The sequence below is a fragment of the Geodermatophilus sp. SYSU D00663 genome (assembly GCF_054050655.1).
This window is the reverse complement of sequence record NZ_JBJGZT010000005.1, coordinates 88,904-104,226: the sequence shown is the minus strand read 5'-3', so window position 1 is coordinate 104,226 and position 15,323 is coordinate 88,904. Positions and strand designations below refer to the sequence as shown.

The 15,323-nt window shown below is 76.3% G+C and carries 17 protein-coding genes; 11 read left to right on the top strand and 6 right to left on the bottom strand.

From position 1 onward, the window contains the following. Window positions 1-63 precede the first annotated feature (63 nt). On the bottom strand, window positions 64-1,173 hold the full coding sequence (locus ACI79Z_RS05625; protein ID WP_456901997.1) for a trans-sulfuration enzyme family protein: 1,110 nt from the start codon (window positions 1,171-1,173) through the stop codon (window positions 64-66). Between the two features lie 65 nt (window positions 1,174-1,238). Here ACI79Z_RS05625 and ACI79Z_RS05620 point away from each other — a divergent pair, with 65 nt between their 5' ends. Both ACI79Z_RS05620 and ACI79Z_RS05615 read left to right on the top strand, forming a co-directional pair. Beyond that, window positions 1,239-1,829: a helix-turn-helix domain-containing protein gene (locus ACI79Z_RS05620; protein WP_456901996.1), complete on the top strand. Its 591-nt coding sequence runs from the start codon at window positions 1,239-1,241 to the stop codon at window positions 1,827-1,829. Continuing rightward, complete coding sequence (locus tag ACI79Z_RS05615) at window positions 1,826-2,554, top strand: B3/B4 domain-containing protein (protein ID WP_456901995.1); 729 nt, start codon at window positions 1,826-1,828, stop codon at window positions 2,552-2,554. Before ACI79Z_RS05620 ends, ACI79Z_RS05615 begins: the two co-directional genes overlap by 4 nt. Here the strand turns inward: ACI79Z_RS05615 and ACI79Z_RS05610 are convergent. Continuing rightward, complete coding sequence (locus tag ACI79Z_RS05610; protein WP_456901994.1) at window positions 2,533-3,726, bottom strand: NAD(P)/FAD-dependent oxidoreductase; 1,194 nt, start codon at window positions 3,724-3,726, stop codon at window positions 2,533-2,535. The genes ACI79Z_RS05615 and ACI79Z_RS05610 overlap by 22 nt on opposite strands. 109 nt (window positions 3,727-3,835) lie before the next feature. Then, window positions 3,836-4,114, bottom strand: a complete 279-nt coding sequence (locus tag ACI79Z_RS05605) for an Lrp/AsnC family transcriptional regulator (RefSeq protein ID WP_387985857.1) — start codon at window positions 4,112-4,114, stop codon at window positions 3,836-3,838. A gap of 68 nt (window positions 4,115-4,182) precedes the next feature. On the opposite strand from ACI79Z_RS05605, the gene ACI79Z_RS05600 reads away from it, so the two are divergent. The 3 genes from ACI79Z_RS05600 to ACI79Z_RS05590 all read left to right on the top strand — a co-directional run bounded on the left by ACI79Z_RS05600 (window position 4,183) and on the right by ACI79Z_RS05590 (window position 6,501). Then, the gene (locus tag ACI79Z_RS05600) at window positions 4,183-4,950 is read left to right on the top strand and encodes an AzlC family ABC transporter permease (RefSeq protein WP_456901993.1); all 768 of its coding nucleotides are present in this window, start codon (window positions 4,183-4,185) and stop codon (window positions 4,948-4,950) included. Next, window positions 4,943-5,275: a branched-chain amino acid transporter permease gene (locus ACI79Z_RS05595; protein ID WP_456901992.1), complete on the top strand. Its 333-nt coding sequence runs from the start codon at window positions 4,943-4,945 to the stop codon at window positions 5,273-5,275. Before ACI79Z_RS05600 ends, ACI79Z_RS05595 begins: the two co-directional genes overlap by 8 nt. A 212-nt stretch (window positions 5,276-5,487) precedes the next feature. Next, window positions 5,488-6,501 carry an SGNH/GDSL hydrolase family protein gene (locus ACI79Z_RS05590; protein ID WP_456901991.1) on the top strand — a complete coding sequence of 338 codons (1,014 nt, stop codon included), beginning with the start codon at window positions 5,488-5,490 and terminating at the stop codon, window positions 6,499-6,501. A gap of 70 nt (window positions 6,502-6,571) precedes the next feature. Here ACI79Z_RS05590 and ACI79Z_RS05585 read toward each other — a convergent pair whose 3' ends face one another. The 3 genes from ACI79Z_RS05585 to ACI79Z_RS05575 form a co-directional block, all read right to left on the bottom strand. After that, window positions 6,572-7,288 carry a cache domain-containing protein gene (locus ACI79Z_RS05585; protein WP_456901990.1) on the bottom strand — a complete coding sequence of 239 codons (717 nt, stop codon included), beginning with the start codon at window positions 7,286-7,288 and terminating at the stop codon, window positions 6,572-6,574. Then, window positions 7,288-8,037 carry a FadR/GntR family transcriptional regulator gene (locus tag ACI79Z_RS05580; RefSeq protein ID WP_387985168.1) on the bottom strand — a complete coding sequence of 250 codons (750 nt, stop codon included), beginning with the start codon at window positions 8,035-8,037 and terminating at the stop codon, window positions 7,288-7,290. The genes ACI79Z_RS05585 and ACI79Z_RS05580 overlap by 1 nt, the downstream gene beginning before the upstream one ends. Window positions 8,038-8,127: 90 nt before the next feature. Beyond that, window positions 8,128-8,988: an MBL fold metallo-hydrolase gene (locus ACI79Z_RS05575; protein ID WP_456901989.1), complete on the bottom strand. Its 861-nt coding sequence runs from the start codon at window positions 8,986-8,988 to the stop codon at window positions 8,128-8,130. 286 nt (window positions 8,989-9,274) lie between these two features. Between ACI79Z_RS05575 and ACI79Z_RS05570 the strand changes: the two genes are divergently transcribed. From ACI79Z_RS05570 to ACI79Z_RS05545, 6 genes are read left to right on the top strand one after another with little or no spacing between them, the layout of a single operon-like run. Next, window positions 9,275-10,453: an NAD(P)/FAD-dependent oxidoreductase gene (locus tag ACI79Z_RS05570; RefSeq protein WP_456901988.1), complete on the top strand. Its 1,179-nt coding sequence runs from the start codon at window positions 9,275-9,277 to the stop codon at window positions 10,451-10,453. Window positions 10,454-10,491: 38 nt separating this feature from the next. Continuing rightward, entirely contained in the window at window positions 10,492-12,027 is a 1,536-nt protein-coding gene (locus ACI79Z_RS05565; protein ID WP_387985175.1) for an aldehyde dehydrogenase family protein, read from the top strand. 31 nt (window positions 12,028-12,058) lie between these two features. Further along, a complete protein-coding gene (locus tag ACI79Z_RS05560) occupies window positions 12,059-13,219 on the top strand; it encodes an aminotransferase class III-fold pyridoxal phosphate-dependent enzyme (protein WP_387985177.1) in 1,161 nt (386 codons plus the stop codon). Beyond that, window positions 13,216-13,980, top strand: coding sequence for an amino acid ABC transporter ATP-binding protein (locus ACI79Z_RS05555; protein WP_456901987.1), 765 nt, complete (start codon window positions 13,216-13,218; stop codon window positions 13,978-13,980). The genes ACI79Z_RS05560 and ACI79Z_RS05555 overlap by 4 nt, the downstream gene beginning before the upstream one ends. After that, window positions 13,980-14,618 (top strand): amino acid ABC transporter permease, encoded by a 639-nt coding sequence (locus tag ACI79Z_RS05550; protein WP_387985182.1) that lies wholly within the window; start codon window positions 13,980-13,982, stop codon window positions 14,616-14,618. Before ACI79Z_RS05555 ends, ACI79Z_RS05550 begins: the two co-directional genes overlap by 1 nt. Beyond that, entirely contained in the window at window positions 14,615-15,271 is a 657-nt protein-coding gene (locus ACI79Z_RS05545) for an amino acid ABC transporter permease (RefSeq protein ID WP_387985185.1), read from the top strand. The genes ACI79Z_RS05550 and ACI79Z_RS05545 overlap by 4 nt, the downstream gene beginning before the upstream one ends. The last annotated feature ends 52 nt before the right edge of the window (window positions 15,272-15,323 follow it).

Here is a 15,323-nt window from a genome sequence, read left to right as displayed (position 1 = left end):
GATGCCCGGTCCGGGTCCGGGTCCGCCTCGCACGTACCCACCTCGCCGGGCGGTACCCGGGACCTACCCGGCGGCCTCCAGCGCGGCGGCGAGGTCGGCCCACAGGTCCTCGACGTGCTCGATCCCGACGCTGAGGCGCACCAGCCCGGCCGGCACGTGCTCCTGCCCGGGCAGCTTCGCCCGCCGCTCGACGGTGGACTCCACCCCGCCGAGGCTGGTGGCGGACGCGACGACCCGCACGTGCGCGCACACCGCGTCCGCGGTGGTGGCGTCGGCCACCTCGAAGGCGAGCACCGGGCCCGGCCCGCGCATCTGCCGGGCGGCGAGGGCGGCGTGCGGGTCGCCGGGCAGGCCCGGGTAGCGCACCCGCTCCACCGCGGGGTGGGCGGCCAGCCGGCGGGCGAGCTCGCCCGCGGACTCCTGCGCCTGGCGCAGCCGGACGGCGAGGGTGCGGGCACCGCGCAGCGCGAGGAACGCCTCCAGCGCGCCCGGCGTGGCCCCGGCGACCTCGCGCCGGCGGGCCAGCCGCGCCCGGTCCTCCGGGCGGCGGCACACCACCGCGCCGAGCAGCAGGTCGGAGTGCCCGCCGATCGCCTTGGTCGCGCTGTGGACGGCGAAGTCGGCGCCGAGCCGCAGCGGGTTCTGCAGCAGCGGGGTGGCGAAGGTGTTGTCCACGGCGACGAGCGCCCCGCTCGCGGCGGCGACCGCGGCGACGTCGACGACCTGGAGCAGCGGGTTGCTCGGCGTCTCCAGCCAGACGAGGTCCGCGTCGCCGGCCGCGGCGGCGAGCGCGCCGGCGTCGGCCGCGTCGACCGTGCGCACCGCCCAGCGCCCGCCGGCCGCCGCGCCGTCCGCGAGCAGCGCGCGCAGGCCGGTGTAGCTGTCCCGCGGCACCACCACCCGCGCCCCCACCGGCAGCAGCTCGAGGACCGCGGCGATCGCCGCCATCCCGGAGGAGAAGGCCACCGCGGAGCCGCCCTCGAGGTCGCCGATCAGCTCCTCGAACGCCTCCCAGCCGGGCGTGCCGTCGTCGCGGGAGTACTCCCGCCCCGCCGTCCCGGCCGGGGCGGCGCGGAAGTTCGACGCCGGCACGATCGGGACGTTGAGCGGCTGCCCCGGCGCCCCGCTCCCCCGGCCCAGGACCGCCAGCCGGGTCTCCGCCCGCAGCTCCACGGACACCGCCTCCTCTGATGCAGTATGTTGCACTATCGAGAGCAGCGTACGAGGAGTGAGCGGGTATGACGCAAGCGCCCGGGGTCAACGAGCTGATCGGGCAGCGTGTCCGGCAGCACCGCACCGCCCGCGGCTGGACCCTCGACGAGCTGGCCGACCGCTCCGGCGTCAGCCGCCGGATGGTGATCACCATCGAGCACGGCGAGGGCAACCCGAGCATCGCCACCCTGCTGCGGATCAGCGACGCCCTCGGCGTCGGCCTGCCCGTGCTGGTCGACGTCGAGCGCCCCCGCGCGCTGACCGTCACCGCGGCCGGGCAGGCACCGGTGCTGTGGCGCGGCGCGCGCGGCGGGCGGGCGCTGCTGGTCGCCGGCACCGAGCCGCCCGACGTCGTCGAGCTGTGGGACTGGGCCCTGCACCCGGGCGAGGAGCACACCAGCGAGCCGCACAGCGCCGGCACCCGCGAGCTGCTGCTGGTGCTCGAGGGCGGGGTCGACCTCCGCGTCGGGGACCGCACCGAGCGGCTGGGGAGCGGGGACTCCGCGGCCTTCGCCGGCGACGTCCCCCACGGCTACGCCGCCCCCGCCGACGCGACCGGCCCCGCCCGCTTCACCCTGACCGTGTTCCAGCCCGACGTCACCGGAGGACGCAGATGACCGACCCGCAGGAGTGGCTGGCCGCTGCCGCCGTCGACGACGCCGTGCTCGCCCTGCGCCCGGACTACCGGGCGCTGCTGCTGACCGCCGACGGGCTGCAGGGCGGCCCCAGCGACGCGGTGAGCGAGCGCGTCCTCGCCGCCGCCGAGGCCACCGCGCGGGAGCGGCTGGACGGGCGCAGGCCCGAGGAGCTGCCGCACCCGGCCGCCTGGCGCGAGGCGTACCGGGCCTTCGGCGCCAAGCCGCAGCGCACCCGACCCAGCGTCGAGGCGCTGCTGCGCCGCCTCGACGCCGACGGTCTGCCCCGGGTCGACCGGATCACCGACGTCTACAACGCCGTCTCCGTCGCCCACCTGCTGCCGCTCGGCGGGGAGGACCGCACCGCCTACGCCGGCCCGCCGCGGCTGGTGCGCGCCGACGGCAGCGAGCCGTTCGACACCACCGCGGGCGGGGAGACGGTGGTCGAGCACCCGGAGCCGGGCGAGGTCGTGTGGCGCGACGACGCCGGGGTCACCTGCCGCCGCTGGAACTGGCGGCAGGGCGTGCGCACCCGGATCACGACCGGCACCACCAGCGCGCTGTTCATCCTGGACGTCCTGGACCCGATGACCGACGACGACGCGCACGCCGCGGCCGACGCGCTCACCGACGCCCTGCTCGCGCTGGGCCCCGGCGCCGTCGTCCACCGGCGGCTGCTCGGCGCTCAGGCGTCGACGGGGGCGTAGAGCCCGGCCGAGGCGCTCGCGCCGCTGACGACCAGGTCCGCCACCACGCGGGAGGCGACCCACGCCTGCACGTGGCCGGTGCCGTTGTAGCCGCCCAGCGCGAGCACCCGCCCGCCGGTGCCGGGCACCGGCCCGCACCGGGGCAGGGGGTCCGCGGCGAAGCCCACGACGCCGGCCCACCGGTGCGTCACCGGCGCGCCGACCCGGAGCTCCTCGCGCAGCCACCGGTCCAGCCGCGCCTGCACCGGCCCGGAGACCTCGGCGCGGTCGGTCCAGCTGGCGTCCCCGTCGAGGTCGGAGAAGCCGCCGAGGGCGATCCGGCCGTCCGCGGTCTGGTGCACGTACTCGTGGCCGTAGCGGGCGTACACGGGGAACGGGAGGACCGTCTCCCCGAGCGGTGCGGTGGCGAGCATGTTGAGCCGCCGCGGGCGCACGGCCGCCGCCGTGGGCACCAGCGCCGCGAGGTCGCCGTCGACGGCCACGACCGCCCGGTCGCAGCGCACCGTCCCGGCCGCCGTCCGCACGACGACGCCGTCCCCGTCGGCGGCCGGCGGCGCGACCACCGCCGAGCGCTCGAAGACCCGCACCCCGCGCGCCTCGAGCGCGGCGGCCAGCGCCCGCAGCCAGCGGACCGGGTGCACCGACCCGTCGTGCGGGAAGAGCAGCCCGGCGCGCTCCGGCCGGGCGAGCGGACCGGGGAGGTCGTCGCCCGCCACGACCTGCCCGGGGAAGCCGTCCTCGGCGAGCGCCGCGGCGTTGGCCCGGACGTCGTCGGCCTCGGCCGCGTCGACGGCGAGCCGGAGCAGCCCGTCGACGCGGAAGTGCGCGCGGGCGCCGACGGCCTCGGCCACCTCGAGCACCTCCCGCTGGGCGGCCAGCGTCGCCGCGTGGACGGCGACCGCCCGCTCGCGCCCCCAGAGCTCACGGGTCTCGTGGTACATCGGCGCGGCGCCGGCGATGAAGAAGCCGCCGTTGCGGCCGCTGGCGCCCGACGCCACCTCGTGCCGGTCGAGCACGACCACCGAGAGGCCGGCGTCGAGCAGCCGCCGGGCGGTCGCCAGCCCGCCGACGCCCGCGCCGACCACGCACACGTCCGCCCGCGCCTCCCCCTGCAGCGGGGACCGCGGGCGGTACGGCTCGTCCTGCCACAGCGGCACCGGGGCGCTGGTCACGGGTGTCCTCCTCCGGGGGTGACGGTGCCGCGACTCTGCCGGACCGGGTGCGGGGAGTGCCACGCCCCCGGCGGGCCGACGACGGCGAGGGGGTGCCGCGGCTCCGCGGTCAGCCCTTGAGCAGGCGCATCGTCTGGTGGGAGACGGCGCGGGCGACGGCCGGGAGGCCGATCAACTTGTTCATCTGGAACGCCTCGAACGCCTCGGCGTCGGCGACGGCGACGAGGAGGAAGTAGTCGGGGACACCGAACAGCCGCCGCACCTCGACCACCTCCTCGAAGGCCAGGACGGCGTCCTCGAACTCCTCGACGGTGCGCCGGTCGTTGGCCCGGATCTCCACCGCGACGACGACCTGGAAGGCCCGTCCGGCCGCCCGCGGGTCGACCACCGCCCCGGTACCCGGTGATGACCCCCTCGGCCTCGAGCCGCTTGACCCGGCGCAGGCACGGCGGCGGGGTGAGGCCGACCTCCTCCCGGCCGCTGCCGCAGTCCCCGCCGGGTCGGCGCGCCGAGGTCCGTGCCGGGGTCCGCCTGGCGGCACCGGTGGCGCTGGGGATGATCCCGCTCGGCGTCGCGTTCGGCCTGCTCGTGCTCCACTCCGGCCTGGCGTGGTGGTGGGCGACGGTCTTCAGCGCCGTCGTCTTCGCCGGGTCGCTAGAGTTCCTGCTGGTCGGGATGGTGGCCGCGGCGGCGCCCCTGGCGCAGGTGGCGGTGACGGCGGCCGTGGTCAACTGCCGGCACGTGTTCTACGCGCTGTCCTTCCCGCTGCACCGGTTGCGCGGACCGGTCGCCCGCACCTACGGCACGTTCGCGCTCACCGACGAGGCCCACGCGTTCACCACCGGCCCCGACGCGCAGCGGTGGTCGAGCACCCGGATCGTCAGCCTGCAGGTCGTCCTGCACGCCTCCTGGGTCACCGGCGCGACCCTCGGCGGCCTGCTCGGCGCCGTCCTGCCGCTGGACTCCCTGCACGGCCTGGACTTCGCGCTGTCCGCCCTGTTCACCGTGCTGGCCGTCGACGCCTACCGGGCGCAGCCGGACCTGCGCACCGCGGTGGTGGCGCTGGCCCGCGCGCTGGGCGCGATGGTCCTGCTCCCCGGGCAGGCGCTGCCGGCCGCCTACGCCGGCTTCACCGCACTGCTACTCCTGCGCCACGGCGCCGGCCGCCGGCGCGCGCGCCGCACGACCGGCCGCCGACCCGGGAGCGGGGCCCGCCGTGCCTGAGCCCGACTACGTCGCCGCCGTCGTCGGCCTGTCCGCCGCGGTCACCTGGACGCTGCGCGCCGCACCGTTCGCCGTGCTGGCACCCGTGCGCGACAGCGCCGTCGTCGCCACCCTGCGCCGGCACGTGCCGCTGGGCGTCCTGTGCATCCTCGCCGCCCACACGCTGCGGGACGTCCCGACCGGCTCGGTGGTCGCCGCGCTGCCGTTCGTCGTTGCCGTCGCGGTCACCGTCGGGCTGCACCTGTGGCGGGGACACGTGCTGCTCAGCATCGCCGTCGGCACCGCCGTGCACGTCACCCTCGCCACCCTGCTCGCCGGCGCCTGAGGCCGTCCGCCGCAGCCCCCGCCGGCCGGTCCGGCGCCCGCCGTCCTGCCGACTCGGTCGGACGCCCCCGGAGCACGGCCGGGACCCGACCGTCGACGGGCACCGCCGCCCCGTCCGGACGCCTGTCGGCGACGTCCCGGCGACGCGTTGACCATAAAAACGACAGCGCTATAGGTTCAATGCCCCACCCAGCGCTCGCCCGGAGGTCACCCATGCCCACCGCCCGCCGTTCCGCCCGCGCGGCCGTGCTCGCCGCCGTCCTGGTCCCGACCGTCTGCGCCTCCTCCGCCGCGGCGGCGGCACCGGGGAACAGGCCGGGGGACCAGCCGACCGGCCCCGTCCGCGAGGTCGTGTCGTTCGGGGACAGCTGGTCGGACGCCGGCACGTTCGGCTACGTCTTCGGGACGACGCCGGGTGAGGCCTGGCCGCAGCTGCTCGCCGCCGAGTACGGGGCCGACCAGGAGGTCAACCGCCTCGTGACGCAGGGCGAGGACGGCGCGGTCCTCTCCGAGGAGACCGTCGGCGGCCTGAACTACGCCGAGGGCGGGGCCTTCGTCGCGCCGATCACCGACGACCCGGACGGCACGCCCCGCCCCATGACCGCCCAGCTGGAGGCGTTCCTGGACGAGCACGGCTCCTTCGACAGCCACCAACTCGTCACCGTCTGGGCGGGCGGCAACGACATCCTCACCCACCTGGCCGGCGACGAGGAGCAGGCCGCACGCTTCGTCGTCGGGGACCTCACCGGCGAGGAGATCGAGCAGGCGACCGACGAGGTCGTGGCGGTGGCCCGGCGCGAGGCGGACCTGGTCGCGGACGTCCTGGCCGCCGGGGCCAAGCGGGTGGCGGTGCTCAACATGATCGACCTCGGGATCACCGCCGAGGGGCCCGGCATCCAGGCGGGGGGCAACGCACTGGCCGGGGCGCTCACCACCACCTTCAACCTGGCGCTGGCCGACGCGCTCCCCGAGGACCGCCGGGTCCGGCTGGTGGACGTGGCCGGCCTGTTCGCCGACGTCGAGGCCTCCCCCGCCGAGTACGGCTTCGAGGTCGTGGACGGCGACGCGTGCACGAACGCCGGGTTCTCCTGCGGGCCGGACGCCTGGGTCACCCCGGACGCGGACCGGACGTACGCCTTCGCCGGCTACGGCCACTTCACGGCCGCCACCCGGGAGCTCATCGCCGGCTTCGTGCACGACGAGGCGGCCGCCGCCTGGCACGTCTGACCGGTCGTCCGGGAGGCCTCCGCCGCGGTCCGGCAGCGGGGCCTCCCGGGCCCGAGCACCCGCGGCGGGGTCAGAGACGGACGACGGCCCAGCCGAACTCCGCGACAGCGGCACGCGCGGCGACCGGGCCCACCTCCGTGGCGGCCAGCCGCGTACCGGTCTCCAGCTGCGGGTGGATCGCGGTGATGACCCGGTCCTCCTCGTCGAGCAGGGCGGTGGCCCCCGCCGCCACGAGCAGTCGCTCGACGGCGTCGAGGAAGGCGCGGACGTCGAGGTCGGCGGCCACCACGCCCAGCGTCTCGCCGCCCACGGTGAGCGGCACGGCCGCGGTCATCGTGACGTCGTCGGTGCCCCAGCTGTCGACGTACGGGGAGAGCAGCGTGGGCGCCCCGCTGGCGTAGGGCACGCGGAACCAGCGGGCCCGGGGGACGTCGTAGAAGGAGTCGGACCTGGGGTTGAGGACGTGTTGCTTGACGCGGACCTCGCCGTCCCGGATGACCCACCAGGCCATCGAGGGCACCCCGGCCCCCGACTCGGTCGGCGGGCGGACCGCCAGGCCGGCCCCGGTGACCAGCGCCCGGTTCCGGAGCATCGCGCCCACGTCGGGCTCGAGGGCGTCCCAGGCCCGCGGTTCACCGAAGACCGGGTGCCGGGTGAGGTCGAGCCGCCGGGCGGCCGTCTCCCCGAGCCCGGTCAGGTCGCCGAAGACCGGGGCGGTCAGCTCGACGACACCGGCGGCGGCGTCCCGCAGCGCACCGTCGGCGGACGCCGGCGCCGTGCCGGCCATCAGACGGCCCACCCGCGGGTCCGCAGCTCCGCGACCCGCCCGGCCACGTGGTCGACCGCCCGGACCACGCACCCGCGGGCCACGTCGGGCTCCGCGTCGCGGACGGCGCGGACGGTGGCCTCGAACAACTGCGACACGGTCGACCTCACACCTGTGTCCACGTACGCGAGGGTCAGCAACGGCGCGTACTCCACCTGCAGACCGATCATGCTCGTGCTCAGCCGCACCGACTGCGCCGCCGCCGCCAGCTCGATGAGGAAGCGGCTGTCGGCCCGGCGTGCCTCCACCTCGTCGCCGGCGGTGGACAGCCGATCGCTGCCCCGCTCGAGCAGGGCGACGTTCTCGGCGGAGGCCCGGCGGGCGGCGAGCGCCGCGGACTCCGCCGCGACGGCGCGCCGCCAGTCGGCCAGGTCGCGCAGGTCCAGACCGGACAGCGGTCGGGCCTGCTCCGCCGCCGCACGGAGCTGGTCCGGCCGCCCGGCGGTGACGACGGTGCCGCCCCCGCGGCCGCGCTTGGTGGTGACCAGCCCCTGGTCCCGCAGCTGGGTGAGGGCCTCCCGGAGGGTCACCGGGGAGATGTTGAACTGCGCCGCGAGGTCGGCCTCGGCCGGCAGCTGCTCGCCCTCGGCGAGCACCCCGAGGGTGATGGCGGTGCGCAGCCGGACCGCCACGACGTCCGCCCGGCCCTGGTCGGCCAGCGGCGCGAACAGCACCCGCCGCGTCAGCGTCGACAGCAGATCGGTGCGCACGTCACCTCCGGTCCCGTGGCGTCGCGGACGCCGATCCCGGCGGCCACCCTAGTCGGCCCGGCCGGGCCGGACCGGTCGTCGGACGCGGGACTAGACGGCCTGGAAGACACCGTCGTCCTCACGCACCCGTCCCGCCCGCCGCAGGCGTTCGAGGTGCAGCTCGGCCGTCCGGCGCTCGACGGCGGCCACGAAGGGCAGCTGGACGTGGGGGCGGTACACCAGCCGCCGGGCGACGACGTCGGCCACCGTCAGCGGCTCGGCCAGCATCGCGAGGAGCGCCTCGTCGCGGCGGCCGATCACCGCGGCGAACTCGTCGAGCCGGGCGAGGAACTCCGTCCGGCCCTCGACGACCCCGCGCTGGTGCGCGGTGCCGTACCAGCGGGCCTCGACGTCCCGGAGCCGCGCCAGGGAGGCCTCGAAGGCGTCCAGGTCGCTGCCGACGTCGCCGTAGTACGGACCGAAGGACGTCAGGTCGATGTCGCCGGTGAAGAGGAAGCCGTCCGGCTCGACGAGGAAGCCGCAGTGGCCCGCGGTGTGCCCGGGGAGGTGGACGACGGTCAGCGACCGGCCGCCGAGGTCGATCACCTCACCGTCCGCGACGGGCCGGACGTCCGCGTGGCCGACGAGGGAGAAGGTGTCGCGCAGGGTCGCGCGGAACTCCGCCGCCTCCGGGCCGGCCATCCCGAAGCCCGAGAGGAGGACCTCCGGGTCCCGGACCGCCGGGGCGTCGGCCGGGTGCGCCAGGGCGGGCACCTCGGGGAAGACGTGCAGCCCGGAGACGTGGTCCTCGTGGCCGTGGCTCACCGCCACCAGGTCGACCGCCCCCGTGGCCCGCCCGCGGCGCGAGACCTCGAGGGAGGGGTCGACGAGGACGGTGGCCTCGGACCCGGAGACCAGCAGCGAGTTGCCACAGGGATAGCGGCCGCCCTCCGGGGAGGCGAGGACGGTCACGCCCCCGTACCGGACGTCGTGATCAGCACCTGGACCCATGCGTGCAGTGCACCCCCTCGCGGCGTCGGGCACCGGTCGGACCCCCGCAGAACACGATCCGGTAACCGCCCGGCCGACGACCGTTGACTCAAACCGACAGGGCTATATGTTTACCCGCACGCCGAGGTGGACCTCCGGCCGACGACCCGGTCCGACGTCCACCCGCAGCGACAGCAGGCCCGGACACCCACGCGGCCGCTGGACGAGGTTCCCCCGCTGAGGCCCTGCTGACTCCGAGGAGTTCGACGTGAGTGATGTCCGTGTCGCGGTGATCGGCGCCGGGGTCTGCGGGCTGTCCACCGCCACGGAGCTGCAGGACCTCGGCGTCGGGGACGTGGTCGTCCTCGACGCCGGCCACCCCGGCGACGGGTCGTCCGGGCTGTCCGTCGGCATGGTCGAGACCCAGTACGTCGAGGCCGCCGACATCGCGGTCCGGGCGCACGGCCGTCGCCACTACGACCGCCTGGAACGCGACCACGGGCTGACCTTCGTCCGCGGCGGCTACCTGCGCACCGCCCGCAGCGCGGCGGACCTCGACGCCTACGGGCGCAGCATCGAGCGGCAGCGCGCCGCCGGCGTGCCCGACGCCGAGGTCCTGACCCCGGCCGAGATCGCCCGGCGGTGGCCGCACCTGGTGGTCGACGACCTCGTCGGCGGGCTCTTCGGCCCCTCGGACGGGCACATCGACGGCTACGAGTACTGCACGCTGGCCGCCCGGCTCATCCGGGAGCGGGGCGGGCGGGTCCTGACGAACGAGCGGCTGGTCGGCGCCGAGGCGTCGTCGGGCGGGTGGACGCTGCGGACCCCCCGCCGGACGGTCGAGGCCGACGTCGTGGTCAACGCCGCGGGCCCGTGGGCCGGCGCGGTCGGCGACCTGCTCGGGGCGCCGGTGCCGCTGGTCCCGCAGCTGCACGGCGCGGTGACCATCGAGCTGGCCGAGCCGCTCACCCCGCTGCTGCCCTTCGTCATGGACTACGTGCCCGGGTCCGGACGGGCCGGCGTCTACTTCCGCTCCGAGCGCGCCGACCAGCTCATCGCGGGGCTGCACGTGGAGGAGGCGGTCGCCGACGCCGTCTCGCCCGACGTGCCCCTCGGCCGGGTCGACGACGCCTTCCTGGAGGAGCTCGTCGAGCGGCTGACCGAGCGACTCGCCGACACCGACGGCGCGGCGATCGGGCGCAGCTGGACCGGTCTCTACCCGATGACGCCCGACCACCGGCCGATCGTCGGGCGCCACCCCTCCCGCGCCGACGTCGTCTGCGCCGTCGGCGGCGGCGGCAACGGCATCCAGCTCGCCCCCGCCATCGGCCGGGTCGCCGCCGAGGCGCTCGTCGGCGTCCCCGAGCCGACCTTCGCCGCCACCGACCCGGGCTGGGACCCGGCCCGCCTGGCGCCGGCGGCGCCGGCCGCCACCCAGGCCCCCTGACCGCCCCGTCCGATCCCCCGCACGCAAGGAGAGTCCCGGTGACCACCAAGCTCGACTACGGATCGACCGACCTCGGCGACGCCGACCTCGACGCCCGCTTCGAGGCCGCCCTCGCCGAGGCCCGCAAGGGCAGCGAGGTGCTCGCCCACGTCATCGCCGGGCGGCCCGACGAGCGCGGCGCGACGTTCACCCGCGAGGACCCCTGCGCGCCCGGGACCGTGGTCGCCACCGCGCGCACCGCCGACAGCGCCGTGGTCGCCGACGCCGTGGCCGCCGCCCGCGCCGCGACCCGGGGCTGGCGGACGACGCCCGCCGCGGACCGCATCGCGGCGCTGCGGCAGGCGAAGGCCGGGTTCGCCGACCGCGCCGCCGAGATCGCCGGCGTCGTCTCGGCCGAGACCGGCAAGACCCGGCTCGAGGCGCTGGCCGAGGCCCAGGAGGCCGTCGACCTCGTCGAGCACTACTGCGCCGAGATGGAGCGCAACGACGGCTTCGTCACCCCCCTCCGGTCGGCACCGGGCGAGCGCAACACCGACGTCCTGCGCCCCTTCGGCGTCTTCGCCGTCATCGCGCCGTTCAACTTCCCCGTCGCCCTGGCCGTCAACATGGCCGCGGCCGCGCTGGTCACCGGCAACACCGTCGTCGCCAAGCCGTCGGACAAGACGCCGCGCTCCACGGCGCTGGCGTGGGAGATCCTGGGCGCGGCGCTGCCCGCCGGCGTGCTGAACGTCGTGCACGGCGGCGCGGACACCGGCCGCGAGCTGGCCGGCGCCGCCGTCGACGGGATCGCCTTCACCGGCTCGGCCGCCGTCGGCTGGCAGCTGGTCCGCGAGCTGGGTCAGGGCGCGTACGCCCGGCCGGTGCTCGCCGAGATGGGCGGCAGCAACCCCGCGATCGTCACCGCCACCGCCGACCTCGACGACGCCGCGCACGGCATCGCCCGCTCCGCGTTCGGCCTGTCGGGCCAGAAGTGCAGCGCCTGCCGCCGCGTGGTCGTCGACCGCCGCGTCGCCGACGAGCTCGTCGCCAAGCTCGCCGCGGCGGCCGAGGCGATCGTCGTCGGCGACCCGGCCGACCCGCGCACCGGCATGGGCCCGGTCGCCGACGACGCCGTCAGCCGCCGCATCGACGACGCCCTCGCCGCGGCGGCGCGCGACGGCCGGGTGGTCACCGGCGGCCGCGCCGAGGAGCGCAGCGGCAACTTCTACCGCCCGGTCGTCGTCGCCGACCTGCCGCTGGGCCACCCGCTGACCCGCGAGGAGCTGTTCGCGCCGTTCGTCACCGTCACCGCGGTGGACGGGTTCGACGAGGCGATCGCGGAGGCCAACGCCGTCGACTACGGCCTGTCGGCCGGCGTCTTCACCGGCGACCAGGACGAGGTCGACCGCTTCCTCGACGAGATCGAGGCCGGCGTCGTCTACGTCAACCGGCGTGCGGGCGCGACCACCGGCGCCTGGCCCGGCATCCAGTCCTTCTGCGGCTGGAAGGCCAGCGGCTCGTCCGGCAAGGGCGGCCTGGGCCCCTGGTACCTGCCCGGCTTCATGCGCGAGCAGTCGCGCACCGTCGCCGGCTGACCGACCCGACCCCACCGACCGAGGAGGCACCGTGACGGTCGCCGAGCTCCGGGACCGCGCCCGCCGCGTCATGCCGGGCGGCAACACCCGCAGCACGCTCTTCGTGCCGCCGCACCCGCCGTACGCGGTGTCCGGCAGCGGCTGCGTCGTCACCGACGCCACCGGGCACCAGGTCGTCGACTGCAACAACAACTACACGGCGCTGATCCACGGCCACGCCCACCCCGAGCTGGTCGCGGTGGCCACCGAGGCAGTGGCCGCCGGGTCCGCCTTCGGGTTGCCGACGGAGTCCGAGGTGGTCTGCGCCGAGCTGCTGCGGGAGCGGGTGGGCCTGCCGAGCTGGCGGTTCTGCAACTCCGGCACCGAGGCCGTGATGATGGCGCTGCGCGGCGCCCGCGCGGCCACCGGCCGCGACCTGGTGGTCCGCTTCGCCGGCAGCTACCACGGCACCTACGACGCCGTCGTCGACCCCACCGCCCCGGGCGTCCCCGGCAGCGTGGCCGAGGCCGTGGTGACCCTCCCGCAGGGCGACGCGGGGGCCTTCGCCGACCTGATGCGCGCCCGGGGCGGCGAGGTGGCCGCCGTCCTCGTCGACCTCATGCCCAACCGGGCCGGGCTGCGGCCGGCGGACCCGTCGTTCGTCGAGCTGGTGGCCGCGCTGACCCGCGGGGCGGGCGCGCTGCTGGTCGTCGACGAGGTCATCACCCTGCGGCTGGAGGTCGGTGGCCTGCACAGCCGCTACGGCGTCGAACCCGACCTGGTCACCGTCGGCAAGGTCGTCGGCGGCGGGTTCCCGGTGGGCGGCGTCGGCGGGCGCCGCGAGGTCCTCGACGCCTTCAGCCCGCTCGCCGACGGCGCGGTCAGCTGGGGCGGCACCTTCAGCGCCAACCCGGTGACCATGCGCACCGGCACGGCGGCCCTGCGGCTCTTCGGCGCCGACGAGGTGGCCGCCCTCAACGCCCGCGGCGACCGGCTGCGGGAGGAGCTCGCCGCCCGCGGTGTCGCGGTCAGCGGCTCGGGCTCGCTGGTCCGGCTCCTGCTGCCCGACCCGGGCGCCACCTGGTGGCGCCTCTACGAGCGGGGGGTGCTGGCCGGCACCAACGGCCTGCTCGCCCTCTCGACCCCGATGACCGACGACGACGTGGACACCGTCCGCGACGCCGTCCTCGCCGCTGTGGAGGTGGCCGCGTGAGCGCCCTGGCGCAGGAACCCGTCGTCGTCCTCGACCGGATCCACAAGCAGTTCGGCGACCTCGTGGTCGTCAAGGACGTCTCGCTGTCGGTCGCCCGCGGCGAGGTCGTGGCGATCATCGGCCCCAGCGGGTCGGGCAAGAGCACGCTGCTGCGCTGCATCAACCTGCTCGAGCGGGCCGACTCCGGCCGCGTCGAGGTGGTCGGCCGGGCGGTCGAGCCCGGCGCCGGCGTCTCCCACCGCGACCTCGCCGCCCTGCGCCGCAACGTCGGCATGGTCTTCCAGTCGTTCAACCTGTTCCCGCACATGACCGTGCTGCGCAACGTCTCCCTCCCGCAGGAGCGGGTGCTCGGCCGCAGCCGCGCCGAGGCCGACGAGCGCTCCCGGCAGCTGCTCGAGCGGGTGGGCCTCGGCGCCAAGGCCGACACCTACCCCTCCCGCTGCTCCGGCGGTCAGCAGCAGCGGGTCGCGATCGCCCGCGCCCTGGCCCTCGACCCGGAGGTCATGCTCTTCGACGAGCCGACGTCCGCGCTGGACCCGGAGCTGGGCCTGGAGGTCCTCGCCGTCATGCGCGAGCTGGCCGCCGACGGCATGACCATGGTCGTCGTCACCCACGAGATCCACTTCGCGGCCGACGTCGCCGACCGCGTCGTGGTCATGGCCGACGGCGCGATCCTCGAGGAGGGCAGCCCCGAGCAGGTGCTGCGCACGCCGGCCACCGACCGTGCCCGGCGCTTCCTCAGCGCGGTGGTCGACCGCTGATGGACGTCCTCGAGGCTGTGCTGCTCGGGGTGCCGGTCACCCTGCTGGTCACGGTCCTGGCGTTCGCGCTGGGCGCCGTGCTGGCGGTGCCCCTGGCGGCGGCCCGGCGGTCGCGGGTGACGCCGGTCCGCTGGCTGGGCCGCGTCGTCATCGACGTCGTCCGCGGGATCCCGCCGGTGGTCTGGCTGTTCCTCATCTTCTTCGGCCTGGGCAGGGACCTGATCCGGCTCGAGCCGATCGAGGCCGGGGTGATCGGGCTCGGGATCATCTCCGCCGGCTACCTGGCCGAGATCTACCGCGGTGGGCTGTCCGCCGTGCACCGCGGGCAGTGGGAGGCCGCCTCGGCGCTGGGGATGGGCGGCAGCGACACGCTGGTCCGCATCGTGGCGCCGCAGGCGTTCCGGGTCTCGCTGCCCGCCGCGACCACCTACGCGATCAGCCTGCTCAAGGACTCCACGATCGTCTCGGCGATCGGCGTCACCGAGATCCTTTTCCGGGCCACGCAGAGCGCCCGGTCGATGGGGGCGGGACTCACCCCGTTCTTCGTCGCCGCGGCGGTCTACATCCTGCTCAGCGCGCCGCTGGCCTGGCTGTCCCGCGGCCTCGACGCACGACTCCGGGCGCGGGTGGCGCGATGACCGGCCTGCTGACCTCGTGGGGCGACTGGCTGCCCCGGCTGCTGGAGGGCCTGCTCACCAGCCTGCAGCTCACCGTGGTGAGCCTGCTGATCGGGGTGCCGCTCGGCCTGGCGCTCGCCCTGCTCAGCTCGGCGCGCAACCGGGCGGTGCGGTGGACGGCCATCGGCCTGGTGGAGATCGGCCGCGGCACGCCGGCGCTGGTCATGCTGCAGTTCGTCTACTACGGGCTGCCCTCGGCCGGGCTGTCCCTGACCGCCTTCGTCTCCGCCATCGCGGCGCTGTCGCTCACCACGGCCGGCTACACCAGCGAGATCCTCCGCGGCGGCCTGCAGGCCGTGCCGGCCGGGGAGACCGAGGCGGCCGGTGCCCTGGGCATGTCGCGCCGGGACACGCTCCGCTACGTCATCGTCCCGCAGGGGGTCCGGATCGCCCTGCCGTCGCTCATGGGCTTCGCGATCCTGATCTTCCAGGCCACGTCGCTGACCTTCACGATCTCGGTCGTCGAGCTGCTCAGCCAGGCCTACTCCATCGGCGCGGCGACCTTCCGCTACCTCGACGTCCTCGTGCTGGCCGGGCTGCTCTACCTGGCCGTGACGATCCCCGCCGGCTGGCTGACCAACGGCACAGAACGGCGGCTGTCCCGCCACCTCTGACGGCACCACCCGCTCCACCCACCGCACCGCAGCGCGACGGCGATCCCGCCGT